This is a genomic window from Corallococcus silvisoli (assembly GCF_009909145.1).
GTDB classification, from domain to species: domain Bacteria; phylum Myxococcota; class Myxococcia; order Myxococcales; family Myxococcaceae; genus Corallococcus; species Corallococcus silvisoli.
In genome coordinates this window covers 132,380-148,275 of record NZ_JAAAPJ010000018.1, presented here as the reverse complement: position 1 = coordinate 148,275, position 15,896 = coordinate 132,380, and the positions used below count along the sequence as shown (strand labels likewise).

Below are 15,896 nucleotides of genomic sequence, written 5' to 3'. Positions count from 1 at the left end.
TAAGCAGGCGCAGGGAGGCGTCAACGTGGCGGGTCCAAGCCGCCCCGGAGGCCCACGGCACCAGCCACCGTCCGCCTCAAAGGTAGAAACGATCCGTCACGCCCGCCGTACGCTGGAGGATGGCGCTCCAACCGAGCCACACGTCGATGCCACTGTCGCCCGCCTTCGACTCGCTCCCCAGGGCACCGAGCGAGCCCGTACAGCCCGCCACCGTGCCCAGCCCCGACTCCCGCACGTGCTCCCACAGCGCGCGGATGGAGGGCATGCGGCGAGCCTCGAAGCGGTCCGCCACGTCCTCACGGCCGGTGAAGTCCGGGTCGTCCAGGCGGTCCAGTAGGACGCGTTCCAGGGCCCACCAGAACAGGTACACCTCCGCGCGCCGCCCGGCCGCCACCGCCGCCGCCGCGATGGAGAAGCCCTGGTGGACCCGGTCGTATTCGCCACTGTGCAGGAAGACGACGACCCTGTTGTCCGACGCGCTCACGCGGTGGCTCATACCGTCCAGAAGCCACCACGTCCATTCACGCCCCGAGCGCGACCGGCCGGGCCCTTTGGCTTGCACCCCGGCCCCGCCGCTTGCTAGGAACCAAAGGACCTTCCAGTCTTACACGTTTTTTGCAGCGCCAGAGCGGGTGGCATTCAGCGACATGGGCGATGAGACGACAGCCAGGCGGAAGGATGCCCACCTCGACTTGTGCGCGACCGGCGATGTGGAGCCCGCGCAGAACTCCACCCTGCTGGAGCACGTGCACCTCGTCCACTGCGCCATGCCGGAGATGGCGGTGGACGACGTGGACCTGTCCACGCCGTTCCTGGGCCGGCGGCTGAAGGCGCCGCTGCTCGTCACCGGGATGACGGGTGGCACCGAGCGTGCGGGTGCCGTTAACCGGGACCTGGCGCTGCTCGCCGAGCGCCACGGGCTGGCCTTCGGCGTGGGCAGCCAGCGCGCCATGGCGGAGGACACCTCGCGCACGGCGTCGTACGCGGTGCGGGACGTGGCGCCCACGGTGGCGCTGCTGGGCAACATCGGCCTCTATCAGGCCATCGGGCTGGGCGTGGACGGCGTGCGGCGGCTGTCGGACGCCATTGGCGCGGACGGCATGGCGCTGCACCTCAACGCCGGCCAGGAGCTGACGCAGCCCGAGGGCGACCGGGACTTCCGGGGCGGCTACCGGGTGGTGGAGGAGCTGGCGCGGGCCTTTGGCGACCGGCTGCTGGTGAAGGAGACCGGGTGCGGCATTGGTCCGGACGTGGCGCGGCGCCTGGTGGAGCTGGGCGTGCGCAACGTGGACGTCTCCGGGCTGGGCGGCACGTCGTGGGTGCGGGTGGAGCAGCTTCGCGCGGCGGGCTCGCAGGCGCAGGTGGGCGCGGAGTTCAGCGGCTGGGGCATCCCGACCGCGGCGGCCATCGCCAGCGTGCGCGGGGCGGTGGGGCCGGACGTGCGGCTCGTCGCGAGCGGTGGCGTGCGGGGCGGGTTGGACGCGGCGAAGGTGCTGGCGCTGGGCGCGGACCTGGCGGGCATGGCGCTGCCGCTGTTCCGGGCCCAGCAGCAGGGCGGGCTCGCGGGCGCGGAGGACGCGCTCCAGGTCATCCTGACGTCGCTCCGGCAGGCGCTGGTCCTGACGGGGAGCCGGACCGTCGCGGCGCTGCGGCAGCGCCCTCGCGTGGTGTCCGGAGCGTTGAAGGATTGGTTGGCGGCGCTGTGATGCAGCGTGGATCCCAGGTTGGGAAGGAAGACAATGTCTGACACCGTGACGTCCCGGCTCGCCGGATTCCACAAGCTGCCCCTGGAGGAGCGCCTCGCGCAGATTGGCCGGATGTTCCGGCTGACGGAGACGGAGCTGGAGCAGCTTCGCGGCGAGGGCACGCTGGACCTCACGCTGGCGAACCAGATGATCGAGAACGCGGTGGGGACGTTCTCCCTGCCGCTGGGCCTGGGCCTCAACCTCAACGTCAACGGGCGCGACTACCTGGTGCCCATGGCGGTGGAGGAGCCCTCCGTCGTCGCCGCGGTGTCGTTCGCGTCGAAGATCGTCCGCGAGGCGGGCGGGTTCGTCGCGGAGGCCGACGAGTCGATGATGATCGGCCAGGTGCAGGTGTCCAACTACGGCGACCCCGGCCGGGCCACCGAGAAGATTCTGGACGCGAAGGAGCAGATCCTCGCCCTGGCCAACAGCTTCCACCCAGCCATGGTCGCCCGGGGCGGCGGCGCGCGGGACGTGGAGGTGCGCCTGTTGCCCGCGCCGGAAGGCCCGCGTGGCGAGCCGCTGCTCATCGTCCACATCCTCATCGACACGCAGGAGGCGATGGGGGCGAACCTCATCAACACCGTCGCGGAGGGCGTGGCGCCGCTCATCGAACAGGTGACGGGGGGCCGCGTGTACCTGCGCATCCTGTCCAACCTGGCGGACCGCCGGCTGTCGCGGGCGACGTGCCGCATCCCGCTGCCGCTGCTGGCGGACTTCGACCTGCCGGGCGAGGAGATCGCCGAAGGCATCGCCCAGGCCAGCCGCTTCGCGGAGGCGGACCCGTACCGCGCCGCCACGCACAACAAGGGCGTGATGAACGGCATCGACGCGGTGGCCATCGCCACGGGCCAGGACTGGCGCTCCATCGAGGCGGGCGCGCACGCGTTCGCGTGCCGCGGCGGGCAGTACCGGCCGCTGTCCACCTGGTACCTGGAAGAGGGGCACCTGGTGGGCCGCATCGAGCTGCCGCTGGCGCTGGGCACGGTGGGCGGCCCCATCAAGGTCCACCCGGGCGTGCAGATGGCGCTCAAGCTGATGCGCGTGTCGGGCGTGCGCGAGCTGTCCATGGTGTTCGCGGCGGTGGGCCTCGCGCAGAACTTCGCGGCGCTCCGGGCCCTGGGCTCGGTGGGCATCCAGAAGGGCCACATGGCCATGCACGCCCGCTGCGTCGCGGTGACGGCGGGCGCGCGCGGCGGGGACGTGGAGAAGGTCGCGAACCTGCTGGTGAAGGCCGGGCACGTGAAGGTGGAGAAGGCGCGGGAGATCCTCGCGAACCTGCCCCCGGAGGCCCCGGTGATCGCCGCCACGGTGACCAACGGCTGACGTCCAGCCCCGCGTACCCGACGCGGGGCGCTTGACGGAGCCGGGCAGGGCGCCCGAGAAAGCGCCCGCCCCCTCGTGTGTTCCCGGTGCCATGACTCCCGCAAAGAATCCCCTGGTCGCCTTTGGTGCCGGCAAGGTCATCCTGCTGGGTGAGCACAGCGTGGTGTACGGCTACCCCGCGCTCGCGGGTCCGCTGAGCATCGGCGTGACGGCGCGCGGCGTGCCGGCGCGCTCCTGCACCCTCGACGTGCCGGTGACGGCGGACGCCGGGCAGAAGCGGATGATGCGCAAGGCCTTCGCGCGCGCGGCCCAGCGGGTGGGCGAGCCGAAGGTGAAGGTGACGCTGGAGCCGCAGCTGCCCCTGTCCGCGGGGCTGGGCAGCTCCGCGGCGCTGGCGGTGGCCACGGCGCGGGTGCTGTTGCAGGCGGCGGGGCAGGTGCCCACGCCGAAGGCGACGGCGCTGCTGGCGTGGGAGATGGAGCAGGAGTTCCACGGCACCCCGTCGGGCGTGGACCACACCACGAGCGCGGAGGAGAAGCTCATCCTCTACCGGCGGATCCAGACGCCGTCGGGCGTCACCGGCCGGGCGCGCGAGGTGAAGAGCCCGCGCGCGGTGTCGGTGGTGGTGGCGCTCGCGGGCGCGCGCAGCCCCACGAAGGTGACGGTGGGCGCGCTGCGCGAGCGGCAGGCGCGGTGGCCGGAGCGCTACCGCCGGCTGTTCGCGCAGGTGGGGAAGCTCGTCACCGAGGCGTCGAAGGCGGTGGAGGCGGGGGACCTGGAGGGGCTGGGGGACGCGATGAACGTCAACCAGGGCCTCCTGAGCGCCCTGGGCCTGTCGTCGCCCGCGTTGGAGGACATGGTGTACCGGCTGCGCGGTCTGGGCGCGCTGGGCGCCAAATTCACCGGGGCGGGAGGTGACGGTGGCGCGGTCATCGGCCTCTTCCTCGAACCGGAGCCCGTGGTCGCGCGCCTGACTCGCGACGGCGTGCGCTGCTTCGCGAGCCAGCTCGCGGGGCCGCGGGCCCAGGGAGACATTCCATGAAGGCAACGGTCCGGGCGCATCCCAACATCGCCCTCGTGAAGTACTGGGGGAAGCGCGACGACGCGCTCATCCTCCCGCACCAGTCCAGCCTGTCGCTCACGCTGGCGCCCATCCACGTGACGACGACGGTGGAGTTCGGCGCGGCGGCGGATTCGGTGGAGCTGCATGGCCACGTGGCCAAGGGCAGCGAGCGCGACCGCGTGCTGCGCCTCCTGGACGCCGTGCGCGTGCAGGCGGGGCGCGACCTGGGGCCCGCGAAGGTGGTGTCGCGCGGGGACTTCCCGATGGCGGCCGGGCTCGCGAGCAGCGCGGCGGGGTTCGCGGCGCTGGCGGTGGCGGGACGCGCGGCGGCGGGCCTGCCGGAGGACACGCGGGCCTCCAGCATCCTGGCCCGCCGGGGCAGCGGCTCCGCGTGCCGCAGCGTGCAGGGCGGCTTCTGCGAGTGGCTGCGCGGCGAGCGCGCGGACGGCGAGGACAGCTACGCCGTGCAGCGCTTCGACGCGGGCCACTGGGCGGACCTGCGCATGGTGGTGGCCATCCTCGACCGCGGCGAGAAAGAGGTGAAGTCGCGGGACGGGATGAAGGGCACGGTGGAGACGAGCCCGTACTACCCGGCGTGGGTGAAGGACGCGGAGGCGGAGGTGCCCCGCGCCCGGGAGCTCATCGCGAGCAAGGACCTGGAGGCGCTCGGCGAGCTGTGCGAGCGCAACGCGTGGCGGATGCACTGCACCTCGCTCGCGGCCGACCCCCCGCTCTGCTACCTGAGCCCGGCGACGCTGGGGCTCATCCAGCACCTGCGCGAGCAGCGCAAGAAGGGCGTGCCCGTGTGGTTCACGCTCGACGCGGGCCCGAACCCGGTGCTGCTGACGGACGCGGCGCACGAGGTCGCGGCGGAGGCCCTGGCCCGCGCCTGCGGGGCCGTGGACGTGGTGCGCTGCGTGCCCGGCGGGGACGCGACGCTCCTGGCGGAGCACCTGTTCTGATGGGCCTCGCGCGTCGCACCCGGGCTGGAGTCGAGGCTCCCGTGGACGCGCCGTGCCTGGGGGCGCGCGTCGCGCGTCGCGTCCCGATGAAGCGCGCGGCGGCGGCCCCGCGGCGGTGGCCCGGGCGCGACGGATGCTCCGGGGCGCCCGGAGCCGAGGTGACGGTCTGATGGAGCGAGCGCTCTCCGCCCCGGGCAAGCTGTTCGTCTCCGGCGAGTACGCCGTGCTGTGGGGAGGCGTCTCGCGGGTGGCCGCGGTCGCGCCCCGCACGGCCGCCTTCGTGCGCAGGCGCAACGACTCGTGCGTCCACATCTGCCTGGAGGAGGGCACGCTCCAGGGCCTGACCACGCCTCGGGGCGTGAAGTGGGAGCGCGAGGTGCCCGCCGGCTTCTCGTTCGTCGCCCGCACCCTGGATGAAGCCCTGCGCGCGCACGGCCGCGCGAGCGTGGGCTTCGACGTCGCGGTGGCGCCGGGCGCGCTGGGCCCGGGCGGCCACAAGCTGGGCATCGGCGGCAGCGCCTCCGCGACGGTGCTCGCCGCGGAGGCCGCGCGCTTCGTGCTGGAAGAGAAGTTCGACGTGCTGAAGCTCGCGCTCGTCGCGCACACGCTGGGGCAGGGCGGCAAGGGCAGCGGCGGTGACGTGGCGGCCAGCTTCGCGGGCGGACTCGCGCGCTACCGCCGCTATGACGTCACCGCGCTCGCGGACGCCGCCAACACCGGCCGCTTCAACGCCGCGCTCGCGGAGTCTCCGCCGGTGGACCTCTGGCGCATGCCCGTGCCTCGCGTGGCCATGCTCTACGCCTTCACCGGCGAGAGCGCGTCCACCAAGCTGCTCATCGCCCAGGTGGAGGCACGGCTCGCGGAGGCGGGCCGCGCGGCCTTCGTGGAGCGCTCGGACGCGCTCGGCCACGCCATCGAGGACGGCCTGGGCGGCGGCGACTTCCGCGCCTTCAGCGACGCCGTGAAGGCCCAGCACGCGCTGCTCCTGGAGCTGGGCCCGCTGGAGACCGAGGGCATGCGCCGGGTGCTGGCGCTCGCGGCGTCCTACGGCTGCGCGGGCAAGCTGTCCGGCGCGGGCGGTGGCGACGGCTGCATCCTCTTCGCCCCGGACGCGCAGGCGCGGGACGCGCTGCGCCAGGGCCTGGAGTCGCGCGGCTTCCTCACGCTGACGCTGGACGTGGAGCAGGGCGTGCGCGGCGAGGCGCAGGCGGACGCGCGGCTTCGCGGCTGGGTGGATTCGCTCGTCTGAAATGTCGCGGCGCGCGCCCGGGCGCGCCGTTAGAACATGTGACCGAACGTGATGTAGAAGCGCTGGCGGCCCGTCTCGGTGGAGCGCGCGTAGTCCATGCGCACCACCGCCGCGCGGCGCGAGAAGCGCAACCCGCCGCCGATGCCCGGGTGCCATTCATGCCACTTGCCATCCGACACGCCCGGGTGCCACACGCGGCCCAGGTCCAGGAACACCACCGCGCCCAGCGCGAGCGGCTGGCCGAAGACACTCATGCGCGCCGCCTGGAAGCGCAGCTCCGAATTGCTGAACGCCTTCACGTTGCCGGCGAAGCGGTTGCGCTCGATGCCGCGCACGCTGCTCATGCCGCCAATGCCCTCGGAGACGTTGACGCCGCCCGTCGTCATCCACTCGAAGAACGGCACCTCGCCGAACAGCATGTCCAGCGTGAGCCGCTGCGCGAACACCAGCCGCGGCGTGAGCTTGATGTAGCGGCGCTCGCTCAGCGTCACGCCCGCGTACTGGTAGCGGCTGAAGGTGGCCAGGCCGGACACCCGCAGCGCGACCTCCTCCACGCCGCCGGAGGTGGGGTCGGACTCGTCGTCGCGCGTGTCCCAGAGCGCGCCCGCCAGCAGCTGCCCGCTGGGCCCACCCTCGATGCCGATGGGCTTCTCCTGCGCCAGGATGGACGTCGCGTAGGGGGACACGCGCGTGTAGCGCCAGCCGTAGCCCACGTACGACTGGAACGGGTGGTTCTCACCAAAGGGCCGGCCGCGCAGGCGCACCCAGAGGCCCGGCGAGCCCTTGTCGAAGTTGTACTTCTGGTCGTCCACGTCGCCGCGGAAGTCCGGGGCGGACAGGTTGCCCGCGCCGAAGAAGGGGCTGCTCTTCTCCTGCCGGTACTCCAGCCGTGCCTCCAACCGAAGGGGCCCCAGCAGCTGCGGGCCGTCGTAGCGGAGGTAATGATTCATGGCGCCGCGTGAGCTGAAGAACACCTGCGCGGCCAGGGCGTGCGCATAGGGCGACTTGCCCGGCCCGTACAGATACATGCCGCCCACGGCGCCGTACCCGAAGCCTTGATCCGAGCTGAAGCTCAACAGGGGCAGGGCGATGCCATCCATCGTCGGCGTCTGCTTCACGGGCACGAGCCCGGGCGCGGTCCGTCCGGCCGCCACGGCGCTGAGCGACAGCAGCAGGAAGAAGAGGAAGACGACAGGAGCCAGCATCGAAACCCCGTGAAGCCCCAGGGGGGCGCGTCGATTCCAGCCCGGGACAAGATGCCCTTTCCGCCCGCCTGCCCTCCAAGAGAGCAACACGGCCCCGGAAGCACCTGTCCCCCTGAATGCCCATTTTGCCTTGCCGGATGGGGGAGCCGTCAACGTGCGCGAAAGTCTCAACGAGCTCGTCAGCGAAAATTCACGGAACTGGGCCAACCGCTTGGTCCGGAGGATCGGGTCGAAAGTTCCGCCCGTGGCGGCGCGTCGGCCCCGGAACGCATTGCTCGTCCATCTGGACGGGGTTCCCAAGGCCCTCCTGGACGAAGCCATTGTTTCAGGCCAGATGCCCTTTGTTTCACATCTGGTCAGGTCTGGCGCGTATCACCTGGAGAACGCATTCTGGGGCGCGCCGACCTCCACGCCGTTCTTCCAGGCAGGGCTGCTCTACGGACTCCAGCACCCCAACCTGCCGGGCTACAGCTGGTTCGACCGGACGCTCGGCCGCAAGGTGCAGATGAATGCCCCGGCGGACGCGATGGCCATCGACGCGCGCCTGCGGGGGCACGGCCGCATGAGCCTGCTGGACCACGGCGGCCACACCTACTTCTCGCTCTTCCACGCGGGCGCCCGCAACCACATGTGCATGAGCACGCTGTCGAGCTTCAAGCTGATGGCGCGCTCGCTCTCCTACGAGATGCAGGGCCTGGGCTCGGCGCGCACGCGCGGCGCGTGGGAGTTCCTGTGTTCGCTCGGCATGGAGTCCTGGCACGCCGTGCACGAGGTGAACCAGTGGGCGCGCTCGCTCAACGACTGGCGCCATGAGCAGGGGTTCCTCCTGAGCCGCATCCTCCTCCAGCGGTTGGGCTGGAGCTTCGCGTACACCAAGTCCCTGGTGGACATGGTGCGCGGCGTGCCGCTCATCTACCTGGTGTACGGGAACTACGACGAGGTCGCGCATCGCCGGGGGCCGCGCTCGGCGCTGGCGCTGTCGGAGCTGCACCGCGTGGACGCGTCGCTGGCGGAGCTGTTCGCCGTGGCCCGCGCCGCGCCGGAGCCCTACGACGTCATCCTCCTGTCGGACCACGGGCACGTGGACAGCCTGCCCCTGGAGCAGCGCCAGGGCCGGCGCCTGGAGGCCGTGCTCTTCGAGGGCCCCACGCCGCCGCTGCATGACGACGTGTGGCGCGGGCTGCTGGACGGCAGGGCCCCCCCGGCGCCGGACACGTCCGTGCGCGAGCCCTTCCGTCCGGTGGTGGTGGAGGCCGGCAACTTCGCCCACGTCTACCTGAGCGGGCGCCCGGCGCCGCTGGAGGCGCGCGAGCTGCTGTCGCGCTACCCGGAGGTGCTGGCGCGCGCCCTGGACAATCCGGACATCGGCATGCTGGCGATGCGCCGGGGCACCGAGGCGGTGGTGGTGATGGGCGGCGGTGTCTACGGCCCGGCGGACCTGGACCGCGCGCCGCTGACCTCCGAGTACAGCCGGCACGCCGTGGCGGACTTCCTCCACGGGTTGCCGCGCATGGACACGGCGGGAGACCTGGTGCTCTTCGGCGCGGCCGTCCGGAAGGGCGGCACGGTGGGCTTCGCGTGGGAGTTCGGTTCGCACGGGGGCCTCACGCGCGTGGAGTCCGACAGCCTGGTGATGTGGCCCGCGCACGGCCCCGTGGACCTGTCCGGCCTGAGCCACTGCTCGCGGCTGCACGAGCGGCTGGCCGAGGCGTACCTGGACACCGGCTCACCCCGGAGCCTCCATTGATTCCTCGGAAGGGTGGACCATGCGGCTTCCCAATGCCGGCGGACGCACGTGGCTCAAGGTGCTGGGCGCGGTGGTGGGGCTCGCCCTGTCCGTGTTGCTGCTGTCCACCGCCTTCTTCAAGTGGAACCTGAGCGGGCAGGGCGAGCTGTTCATCCCGCGCTTCCCGCTGCGCAAGTTCGTGGACGACCTGCCGGGGCACCTGGTGTGGCTGGTGCCCTTCCTGCTGCTCCAGGCGTCGCTCGTGCCGCTGCGGGCGGTGCAGTGGCAGGCCACGCTGCGCAGGCCCATCCCGTTCCGCGACCGCTACCACCTGGTGGGCATTGGCGTCTTCGTGCACAACGCGCTGCCCGGGAAGCTGGGGGAGGTGACGCGGGCCTTCCTCCTGTCGCGCACGCAGCACGTGCCCTTCATCCGGGGCCTGGGCACCGTGGGCGTGTGCAAGCTGATGGAGTTCGCCTGCCTGATGCTGCTCGTGGCCCTGTCCTTCCTGGGCCCCTTCGGCGAGACGATGGCCCACTTCCGCGGGGAGATGAAGGTGGCCCTGTCGCTGTGCATCGGCCTGGTGGCGCTGGTGGTGCTGCTGGCCCACTGGGCGGCCCCGCTGGGCCGCTGGCTGCACCAGCGCCACAGCCTGCCCCGCGTGGACAGCTTCCTCTCCCACGTGGGCGAGGGCCTGGGCACCGCGCGCTCCTTCAAGGGCATGGCGAAGGTGTTCTTCTTCTCCATCTTCCCGGTGTTCGCCTCCGCGCTGGCGTACGGGCTCGCGCTGCGCGGCGTGCACATCCCCGGGGGCCTCTTCGCGGGCGCCGTCGTCCTGGGCGCCATCTCCCTGGGGCAGGCGCTGCCGGGCGTCCCCGCGGGCATGGGCATCTACTACTTCGTGACGAGCTGGGCGGCGCGCTCGCTGGGGGCCAACCCTGAGGACGCGGCCGCCTTCGCCACGCTGACCCACCTGGGCACCGTGCTCAGCCTGGTGTCCGTGGGCGCGTGGTCCGTGTACCGCTCCAAGCTGCGGATCCGCGACCTGCGCAAGGGCGGCCGGCTGGCCAACGCCGCCGCGCACCACGTGGCGCACGAGGCCGTGGAACCCGCGCCGCCCTGAGCCGCGAAAGGGGCGGGGCCGGAAAACAAAAAGGGCCCCGACTTGTGGTCGGGGCCCTTCTTTAACTTCATGCCCAGGAGAGGACTCGAACCTCCATGCCCTTGCAGGCGCTAGACCCTGAATCTAGTGTGTCTACCAATTCCACCACCTGGGCGGGTGGGGCGCTGCGGTGCGACGGGCGAGACGTATAAAGAACCTCTTCCGCCCGGTCAAGCACCCTTTTTCACCCTACTTCTTCAGGGGCCATTTCCCCTCGGACTCGAGCTGCCGGCGGATGGCCGGGTTCTCGTCCATGAAGGCGACCAGCGACTCCTCGGTGATCTCCACCGTGACGTCCTCGCCGCCGACCTCCGTCTGGCAGGAGAGGCGGGAGTAGGGCCGCACGTCGAAGCCCATGTCCAGGCGGTCCATCTCGTCGTCCCGCTGCTCGCTCAGCGAGTCCAGGCCCTTGCGGACCCAGACGTGGCAGGTGGAGCACCCGCACACGCCGCCGCAGCTGTGGCCCACCTGGGCCTCGCCCTTCTCCGCGGCGTCCAGCAGGGTGGTGCCCGGGGGCACGTCCACGGCGACCTCCGCCAGGGGGCTCTTGAAGGTGACCTTGGGCACGGCTCAGTACTCCTCCACGGAATGGCCGGACACCACCTGGGTGATGGCGCGGTTCATGACCCGCTCGATGAAGGCCCGGGACGCTTCATCCAGCGCGTGCAGGGCCTCCTTCACGGCCAGGTAGTCCTTGCCCCGCGCGGCCTCGCGCACGCGGTCCATGGCGGCCTGGATGGCCTCCGGCTCGCCGGCCTCCAGCAGGGCCGCGTTCTCGCGCAGCTGGCGGTCCGCTTCGGCCAGGACGCGCTCGGCGTCGACCTGCTGCTCGCGCAGCTGGCGGGCCTGGATGTCGTCCTCCGCGAAGTCGATGGAGTCGAGGAGCATCTTCTCGATCTCCTCCTCCGACAGGCCGTGGCTGGGCTTCACCGTGATGGCCTGCGCGACGCCGGTGCTCTGCTCCTTCGCGGTGACGGAGAGGATGCCGTCCGCGTCCACCTGGAAGCGCACCTCCACGCGGGCCATGCCGGCCGCCATGGGGGGAATGCCGGAGAGGGTGAAGCGCGCGAGGCTGCGGTTGTCCTGCACCAGCTCCCGCTCGCCCTGCACCACGTGCACGTCCAGGCCCGTCTGGTGGTCCTTGAACGTGGTGAACACCTGCGCCGCCGCCGTGGGGATGGTGGAGTTGCGCGGGATGAGCTTCTCCGTGATGCCGCCCATCGTCTCCAGGCCCAGCGACAGGGGGATGACGTCCAGCAGCAGCACCTCGTCCTGGCGGTTGCCGTCGGTGAGCAGGCTGGCCTGCACCGCCGCGCCCAGCGCGACGACCTGATCCGGATCGATGTCGCCCAGGGGCTCGCGGCCGAACAGCTCCGCCACGAAGCGGCGCACCGCGGGCACGCGCGTGGAGCCGCCCACCAGGATGACGCCGTCCAGCTCGCCCGGCGCCGCGCCCGCGTCCTTGAGGGCCCGCCGGCACACCGCGCCCGTCTTCGCCACGAGCGGTTGGATCCACGCCTCGAAGTCCGCGCGCGTCACCGGCTGCGAATGCCCGCCGACGGTGAGCGTCACCTCCGCCGCGTCGGTGAGCGCCTCCTTCGCGCGGCGCGCGGAGCCCAGCACCTCCGCGACCTGCTCGGGGGAGGGGGAGCCCACGCCCATCTTCTGGAGCACGCGCTCCGCGATGGCCCGGTCGAAGTCGTCGCCTCCCAGCGCGGAGTCGCCGCCGGTGGACTTCACCTCGAACACGCCGTCCTCCAGCTTGAGGATGGAGATGTCGAACGTGCCGCCGCCCAGGTCATAGACGGCGAACAAGCCCTGGCTGCCCTTGTCCAGGCCGTAGGCCAGCGCCGCCGCGGTGGGCTCGTTGAGCAGCCGCAGGACCTCCAGGCCGGCGAGCTTCCCCGCGTCGCGAGTGGCCTGGCGCTGCGCGTCGTCGAAGTAGGCGGGCACGGTGATGACGGCCTGCTCCACCTTGCCGGAGAAGTGCGCCTCCGCGCGGCGCTTCAGCGCGCGCAGGATTTCGCCGGACACCTCGATGGGCGTCACCGGCTGGCCACCGGCCACGTCGAAGCGGACCACCTGCGCGCTGGGCGCGAAGCGGTAGTGGCCCAGCTTGCGCGTCTCCGCGTCGTCCGGGCCCCGGCCCATGAAGCGCTTCACCGACACGATGGTGTCCGTGGGGGCCTCGGCCGCGAGCCTGCGCGCGCGGGCGCCCACCACCACGCCGCCGTCCTTGCCGTAGTGCACCACGGAGGGCAGCAGCAGCGAGTCGCCCTCGTCCACCGGGACGCAGCGGGGCTTGCCCTGGGTGACGGACGCCACCAGCGAGTGGGTGGTCCCCAGGTCGATGCCCACCACGTGCCCCTTCGGCTTGAGCGGGTCGTGGATCTGCAGATAGCCGTTGTTGCTCACGCGAGCACCTCCTCCTCGAACGCGTCCACCTGCTCGAGGAAGCGCGTGAAGTAGCGCACCCGCCCCAGCGCGTGCGATGCCTTTCTCACCCCGTCCGGAGAATCACCCGCTCCCTCCAGGGTCCCGAGCGCCGCCACGGCCTCCTGGAGCGCGGCCGCCTTGCGGACCGCCACGTCCTTCGCCATGACCTGGGCCCGGGGCAGGTCCCTCGCCGCGATGGCGTCGTCCAGCTCCTCGCGCAGGGTCATGACCTCCTCCAGGAACTCCAGGGGCATGTCCTTCTGCGCGCCCGCGTCCTCGCGGTCCAGGTCCACGCCGTGGAGCTTGAGCAGGTAGAAGGCCCGGCGCACCGGGTCCTTGAGCGTCTTGTAGGCCTCGTTGAGGGCGGTGGTGCCCTCCAGGGCCTGGAGCCGCTCGCGGGTGTTGCCGGGGGCGACGCGGTCCGGGTGCAGTTGGAGCGACAGCTCCCGGTACTGCTTCTCCAGGGCCGGCACATCCACGGCGTGGGCGCGGGGCAGCCCGAACACGTCGAAGTGGGTCCTCACGGTGGGGGAAGTCCTCGTCCGAATCAGGGGGGAAAACGAAATGGGGCCCGGCGCCGGGCCGGACCCCATGAAGCCCGCTCCCTGACCGACGGGGCGGGCGGGCAAGGCGTCGCGACTCAGACGGAGAAGCTCTCTCCGCAGCCGCAGGCCGCCTTCACGTTGGGATTGTTCAGCTTGAAGCCGGACGCCATCAGCGTCTGCTCGAACACCAGCTCCGTGCCGATGAGGTACAGGTAGCTCTTCGGATCCACGAAGACGCGCACGCCGTCCCGCTCGAAGACCTTGTCGCGCTCGCGGGACTTCTCCGACCACTCCATGGAGTACTGGAGGCCGGAGCACCCGCCGCCCTTCACGGCGATGCGCAAGCCGGCGTCCGGCGTCTGGCGCTCCGCCAGGAGCTCCCTGAGGCGCGCCACCGCGCTGTCCGCCAGGCCAATGCCCTTGGGGGCCGGCTTGGGAGGCGTCTGAGGGGCCTGGGTCGTCTGGGCCTGCTCGTTCATGGTGTCCTCACTCCTGGAAGAACCGCGTGCCGCTGCCTTACGCCTGACGCGACGCGCGCTTCTTCTTGAAATCCTCGATGGCCGCCTTGATGGCGTCCTCGGCCAGCACGGAGCAGTGGATCTTCACCGGGGGCAGCGCCAGCTCCCGGGCCACGTCCTTGTTGGAGATGGTCATGGCCTGATCCACCGTCTTGCCCTTCACCCACTCGGTGACGAGCGAGCTGGACGCGATGGCGGAGCCACAGCCGAAGGTCTTGAAGCGCGCGTCCTCGATGACGCCCGAGTCGCTGATCTTCAGCTGGAGGCGCATCACGTCACCGCAGGCGGGCGCGCCCACGAGGCCGGTGCCGACGTTCGGGTCGTTCTTGTCGAGCGTCCCCACGTTGCGGGGGTTCTCGTAGTGCTCGATGACCTTCTCGCTGTAAGCCATGCGTCTAACGCTCCTTCACATCCACAACGCTTGAACTGATGCGCTTCGCGGGCAACCGATGCGCGGCCAGGCGGGCGGGGGCTCTTTCCGCCGGGCCGGAAATCCAGGGAGGAGCCGGGCGCCTAGTGCGCCGTCCACTCGATGCTCTTCAGGTCGATGCCTTCCTTGGCCATCTCGTACAGGGGGCTCATGTCTCGCAACTTGCGGACTTTGTCCACCACCAGGCGGATGACGAAGTCGACCTCCTCCTCCGTGTTGAAGCGGCCCAGGCCGAAGCGGATGGAGCTGTGCGCCATGTCCTCCTCCACGCCCAGGGCGCGCAGCACGTAGGAGGGCTCCAGGGACGCGGAGGTGCACGCGGACCCGGACGACACCGCGACGTCCTTGATGGACATCATCATCGCCTCGCCCTCCACATAGGAGAACGACAGGTTCAGGCTGCCCGGCATGCGGTGCTCCAGGCTGCCGTTCACCGTGACCATGTCCAGCTGCTCCATGATGCCGGTGCGCAGCCGCTCGCGCAGGCGCAGCAGCCGCGCGGCCTCCTCGGGCAGGTCCTTCCTGGCCACCTCCGCCGCCGCGCCGAAGCCGACGATGGACGCCACGTTCAGCGTGCCGCTGCGCATGCCGCGCTCGTGGCCGCCGCCATCCACCATGGGGGCGATGCGCACGCGCGGCTTGCGGCGCACGTACAGCGCGCCCACGCCCTTGGGGCCGTACATCTTGTGGGCGCTGATGGACGCCAGGTCCACCTGCATGGCCTCCACGTCGAAGGGCACCTTGCCCACGCCCTGCACCGCGTCGCAGTGGAAGAGCACGCCCCGCTGCCGGCACAGCCTGCCAATCTCGGCCACCGGCTGGAGCACGCCGATCTCGTTGTTGGCGAACATGATGGAGACGAGCACCGTCTTCGGCGTCATCGCGGCGGCCAGCTTCTCCAGGCTCACGCGGCCATCCGCCTCCACGTCCAGGTAGGTGACGCGCGCGCCGCCCGTCGGCAGCTCCGCCCACTTCTTGTACGTGTCGTCCGCCTCGATGTTGAACTTCGCGGACAGCTCCGCCAGCTCCTCGGGGGACACGTCGCGCTCCGCCAGCTGGCCCAGCCGCAGCAGCTTGAGCTCATCCAGCCGCTCCTGGCGCACGCGCTCCAGGCGCTTGCAGGTGTCCAGGACCGCCTTGTGCTCCGTCTTCAGGGTGATGATGTGGTCGCCCTTGGACTTGTAGAATTCGATGACGCCCTTGATGGCCAGGTTGTCGGACTCCGTGGCGCCGGAGGTGAAGACGATCTCCTTCTCCGACGCGCCGATCAGCTCCGCCACCTGCCGGCGCGCCTTCTCCACCGCGGCCTCGGCCTTCCAGCCGAACGCGTGGTTGCGGCTGGCCGCGTTGCCAAAGTCCTCGCGGAGGTAGGGCAACATCGCTTCCAGCACCCGCGGGTCGAGCGGGGTGGTCGCGTGGTTGTCCATGTAGATGGGCAGGTTCAGCATGGCTTCCTCGGAAGAAGTGACGCGGGAGGGTGGAACATCCCTCCGCTCCCCGGCGACGCGGTGGGTCCGCGCGCAGCGGCA

At 71.4% G+C, this 15,896-nt stretch carries 15 protein-coding genes and 1 tRNA gene; 7 read left to right on the top strand and 9 right to left on the bottom strand.

Features of this window, described 5'->3' with window-relative positions:
- Positions 1 to 76: 76 nt before the first annotated feature.
- Complete coding sequence (locus GTY96_RS30325; protein ID WP_328701058.1) at positions 77 to 484, bottom strand: hypothetical protein; 408 nt, start codon at positions 482 to 484, stop codon at positions 77 to 79.
- Between the two features lie 163 nt (positions 485 to 647).
- Between GTY96_RS30325 and fni the strand changes: the two genes are divergently transcribed.
- The 5 genes from fni (at position 648) to GTY96_RS30300 (ending at position 6,345) form a co-directional block, all read left to right on the top strand.
- Complete coding sequence (gene fni, locus GTY96_RS30320; protein ID WP_143907338.1) at positions 648 to 1,706, top strand: type 2 isopentenyl-diphosphate Delta-isomerase; 1,059 nt, start codon at positions 648 to 650, stop codon at positions 1,704 to 1,706.
- Between the two features lie 33 nt (positions 1,707 to 1,739).
- The gene (locus GTY96_RS30315) at positions 1,740 to 3,071 is read left to right on the top strand and encodes a hydroxymethylglutaryl-CoA reductase, degradative (RefSeq protein ID WP_143907336.1); all 1,332 of its coding nucleotides are present in this window, start codon (positions 1,740 to 1,742) and stop codon (positions 3,069 to 3,071) included.
- 91 nt (positions 3,072 to 3,162) lie between these two features.
- The gene (gene mvk, locus GTY96_RS30310) at positions 3,163 to 4,113 is read left to right on the top strand and encodes a mevalonate kinase (RefSeq protein ID WP_143907334.1); all 951 of its coding nucleotides are present in this window, start codon (positions 3,163 to 3,165) and stop codon (positions 4,111 to 4,113) included.
- Positions 4,110 to 5,096: a diphosphomevalonate decarboxylase gene (gene mvaD / locus GTY96_RS30305; RefSeq protein WP_143907332.1), complete on the top strand. Its 987-nt coding sequence runs from the start codon at positions 4,110 to 4,112 to the stop codon at positions 5,094 to 5,096. Before mvk ends, mvaD begins: the two co-directional genes overlap by 4 nt.
- Before the next feature lie 169 nt (positions 5,097 to 5,265).
- Positions 5,266 to 6,345, top strand: a complete 1,080-nt coding sequence (locus tag GTY96_RS30300) for a mevalonate kinase family protein (RefSeq protein WP_161666545.1) — start codon at positions 5,266 to 5,268, stop codon at positions 6,343 to 6,345.
- 29 nt (positions 6,346 to 6,374) lie between these two features.
- Here GTY96_RS30300 and omp85 read toward each other — a convergent pair whose 3' ends face one another.
- A complete protein-coding gene (gene omp85, locus GTY96_RS30295; RefSeq protein WP_143907328.1) occupies positions 6,375 to 7,550 on the bottom strand; it encodes an Omp85 family outer membrane protein in 1,176 nt (391 codons plus the stop codon).
- Between the two features lie 154 nt (positions 7,551 to 7,704).
- Here omp85 and GTY96_RS30290 point away from each other — a divergent pair, with 154 nt between their 5' ends.
- Together GTY96_RS30290 and GTY96_RS30285 are read left to right on the top strand one after the other, a co-directional pair.
- Complete coding sequence (locus GTY96_RS30290; RefSeq protein ID WP_143907326.1) at positions 7,705 to 9,297, top strand: alkaline phosphatase family protein; 1,593 nt, start codon at positions 7,705 to 7,707, stop codon at positions 9,295 to 9,297.
- A 19-nt stretch (positions 9,298 to 9,316) separates the two neighbouring features.
- The gene (locus GTY96_RS30285) at positions 9,317 to 10,399 is read left to right on the top strand and encodes a lysylphosphatidylglycerol synthase transmembrane domain-containing protein (RefSeq protein WP_161666544.1); all 1,083 of its coding nucleotides are present in this window, start codon (positions 9,317 to 9,319) and stop codon (positions 10,397 to 10,399) included.
- A gap of 70 nt (positions 10,400 to 10,469) precedes the next feature.
- Here GTY96_RS30285 and GTY96_RS30280 read toward each other — a convergent pair.
- From GTY96_RS30280 to GTY96_RS30250, 7 genes are all read right to left on the bottom strand, one after another.
- Positions 10,470 to 10,553, bottom strand: a tRNA-Leu gene (locus GTY96_RS30280).
- 74 nt (positions 10,554 to 10,627) lie between these two features.
- Positions 10,628 to 11,005: a 2Fe-2S iron-sulfur cluster-binding protein gene (locus GTY96_RS30275; RefSeq protein WP_143907322.1), complete on the bottom strand. Its 378-nt coding sequence runs from the start codon at positions 11,003 to 11,005 to the stop codon at positions 10,628 to 10,630.
- Between the two features lie 3 nt (positions 11,006 to 11,008).
- Positions 11,009 to 12,853 carry a Fe-S protein assembly chaperone HscA gene (hscA, locus tag GTY96_RS30270; RefSeq protein WP_161666543.1) on the bottom strand — a complete coding sequence of 615 codons (1,845 nt, stop codon included), beginning with the start codon at positions 12,851 to 12,853 and terminating at the stop codon, positions 11,009 to 11,011.
- Complete coding sequence (hscB, locus tag GTY96_RS30265; protein WP_161666542.1) at positions 12,850 to 13,398, bottom strand: Fe-S protein assembly co-chaperone HscB; 549 nt, start codon at positions 13,396 to 13,398, stop codon at positions 12,850 to 12,852. Before hscB ends, hscA begins: the two co-directional genes overlap by 4 nt.
- Positions 13,399 to 13,514: 116 nt before the next feature.
- Entirely contained in the window at positions 13,515 to 13,898 is a 384-nt protein-coding gene (locus tag GTY96_RS30260) for a HesB/IscA family protein (protein ID WP_143907316.1), read from the bottom strand.
- A 37-nt stretch (positions 13,899 to 13,935) separates the two neighbouring features.
- Positions 13,936 to 14,328, bottom strand: coding sequence for a Fe-S cluster assembly scaffold IscU (gene iscU / locus GTY96_RS30255; RefSeq protein ID WP_120553652.1), 393 nt, complete (start codon positions 14,326 to 14,328; stop codon positions 13,936 to 13,938).
- 122 nt (positions 14,329 to 14,450) lie between these two features.
- Positions 14,451 to 15,812 carry an IscS subfamily cysteine desulfurase gene (locus GTY96_RS30250; RefSeq protein WP_235685984.1) on the bottom strand — a complete coding sequence of 454 codons (1,362 nt, stop codon included), beginning with the start codon at positions 15,810 to 15,812 and terminating at the stop codon, positions 14,451 to 14,453.
- Positions 15,813 to 15,896: the final 84 nt, after the last annotated feature.

Excerpts from the sequence above, each read along its gene's own strand:
- fni (WP_143907338.1), top strand. The coding sequence starts at position 648 with ATGGGCGATGAGACGACAGCCAGGCGGAAGGATGCCCACCTCGACTTG.
- GTY96_RS30315 (WP_143907336.1), top strand. The coding sequence starts at position 1,740 with ATGTCTGACACCGTGACGTCCCGGCTCGCCGGATTCCACAAGCTGCCC.
- mvk (WP_143907334.1), top strand. The coding sequence starts at position 3,163 with ATGACTCCCGCAAAGAATCCCCTGGTCGCCTTTGGTGCCGGCAAGGTC.
- mvaD (WP_143907332.1), top strand. The coding sequence starts at position 4,110 with ATGAAGGCAACGGTCCGGGCGCATCCCAACATCGCCCTCGTGAAGTAC.
- GTY96_RS30300 (WP_161666545.1), top strand. The coding sequence starts at position 5,266 with ATGGAGCGAGCGCTCTCCGCCCCGGGCAAGCTGTTCGTCTCCGGCGAG.
- omp85 (WP_143907328.1), bottom strand. The coding sequence starts at position 7,550 with ATGCTGGCTCCTGTCGTCTTCCTCTTCTTCCTGCTGCTGTCGCTCAGC.
- GTY96_RS30285 (WP_161666544.1), top strand. The coding sequence starts at position 9,317 with ATGCGGCTTCCCAATGCCGGCGGACGCACGTGGCTCAAGGTGCTGGGC.
- GTY96_RS30260 (WP_143907316.1), bottom strand. The coding sequence starts at position 13,898 with ATGAACGAGCAGGCCCAGACGACCCAGGCCCCTCAGACGCCTCCCAAG.
- iscU (WP_120553652.1), bottom strand. The coding sequence starts at position 14,328 with ATGGCTTACAGCGAGAAGGTCATCGAGCACTACGAGAACCCCCGCAAC.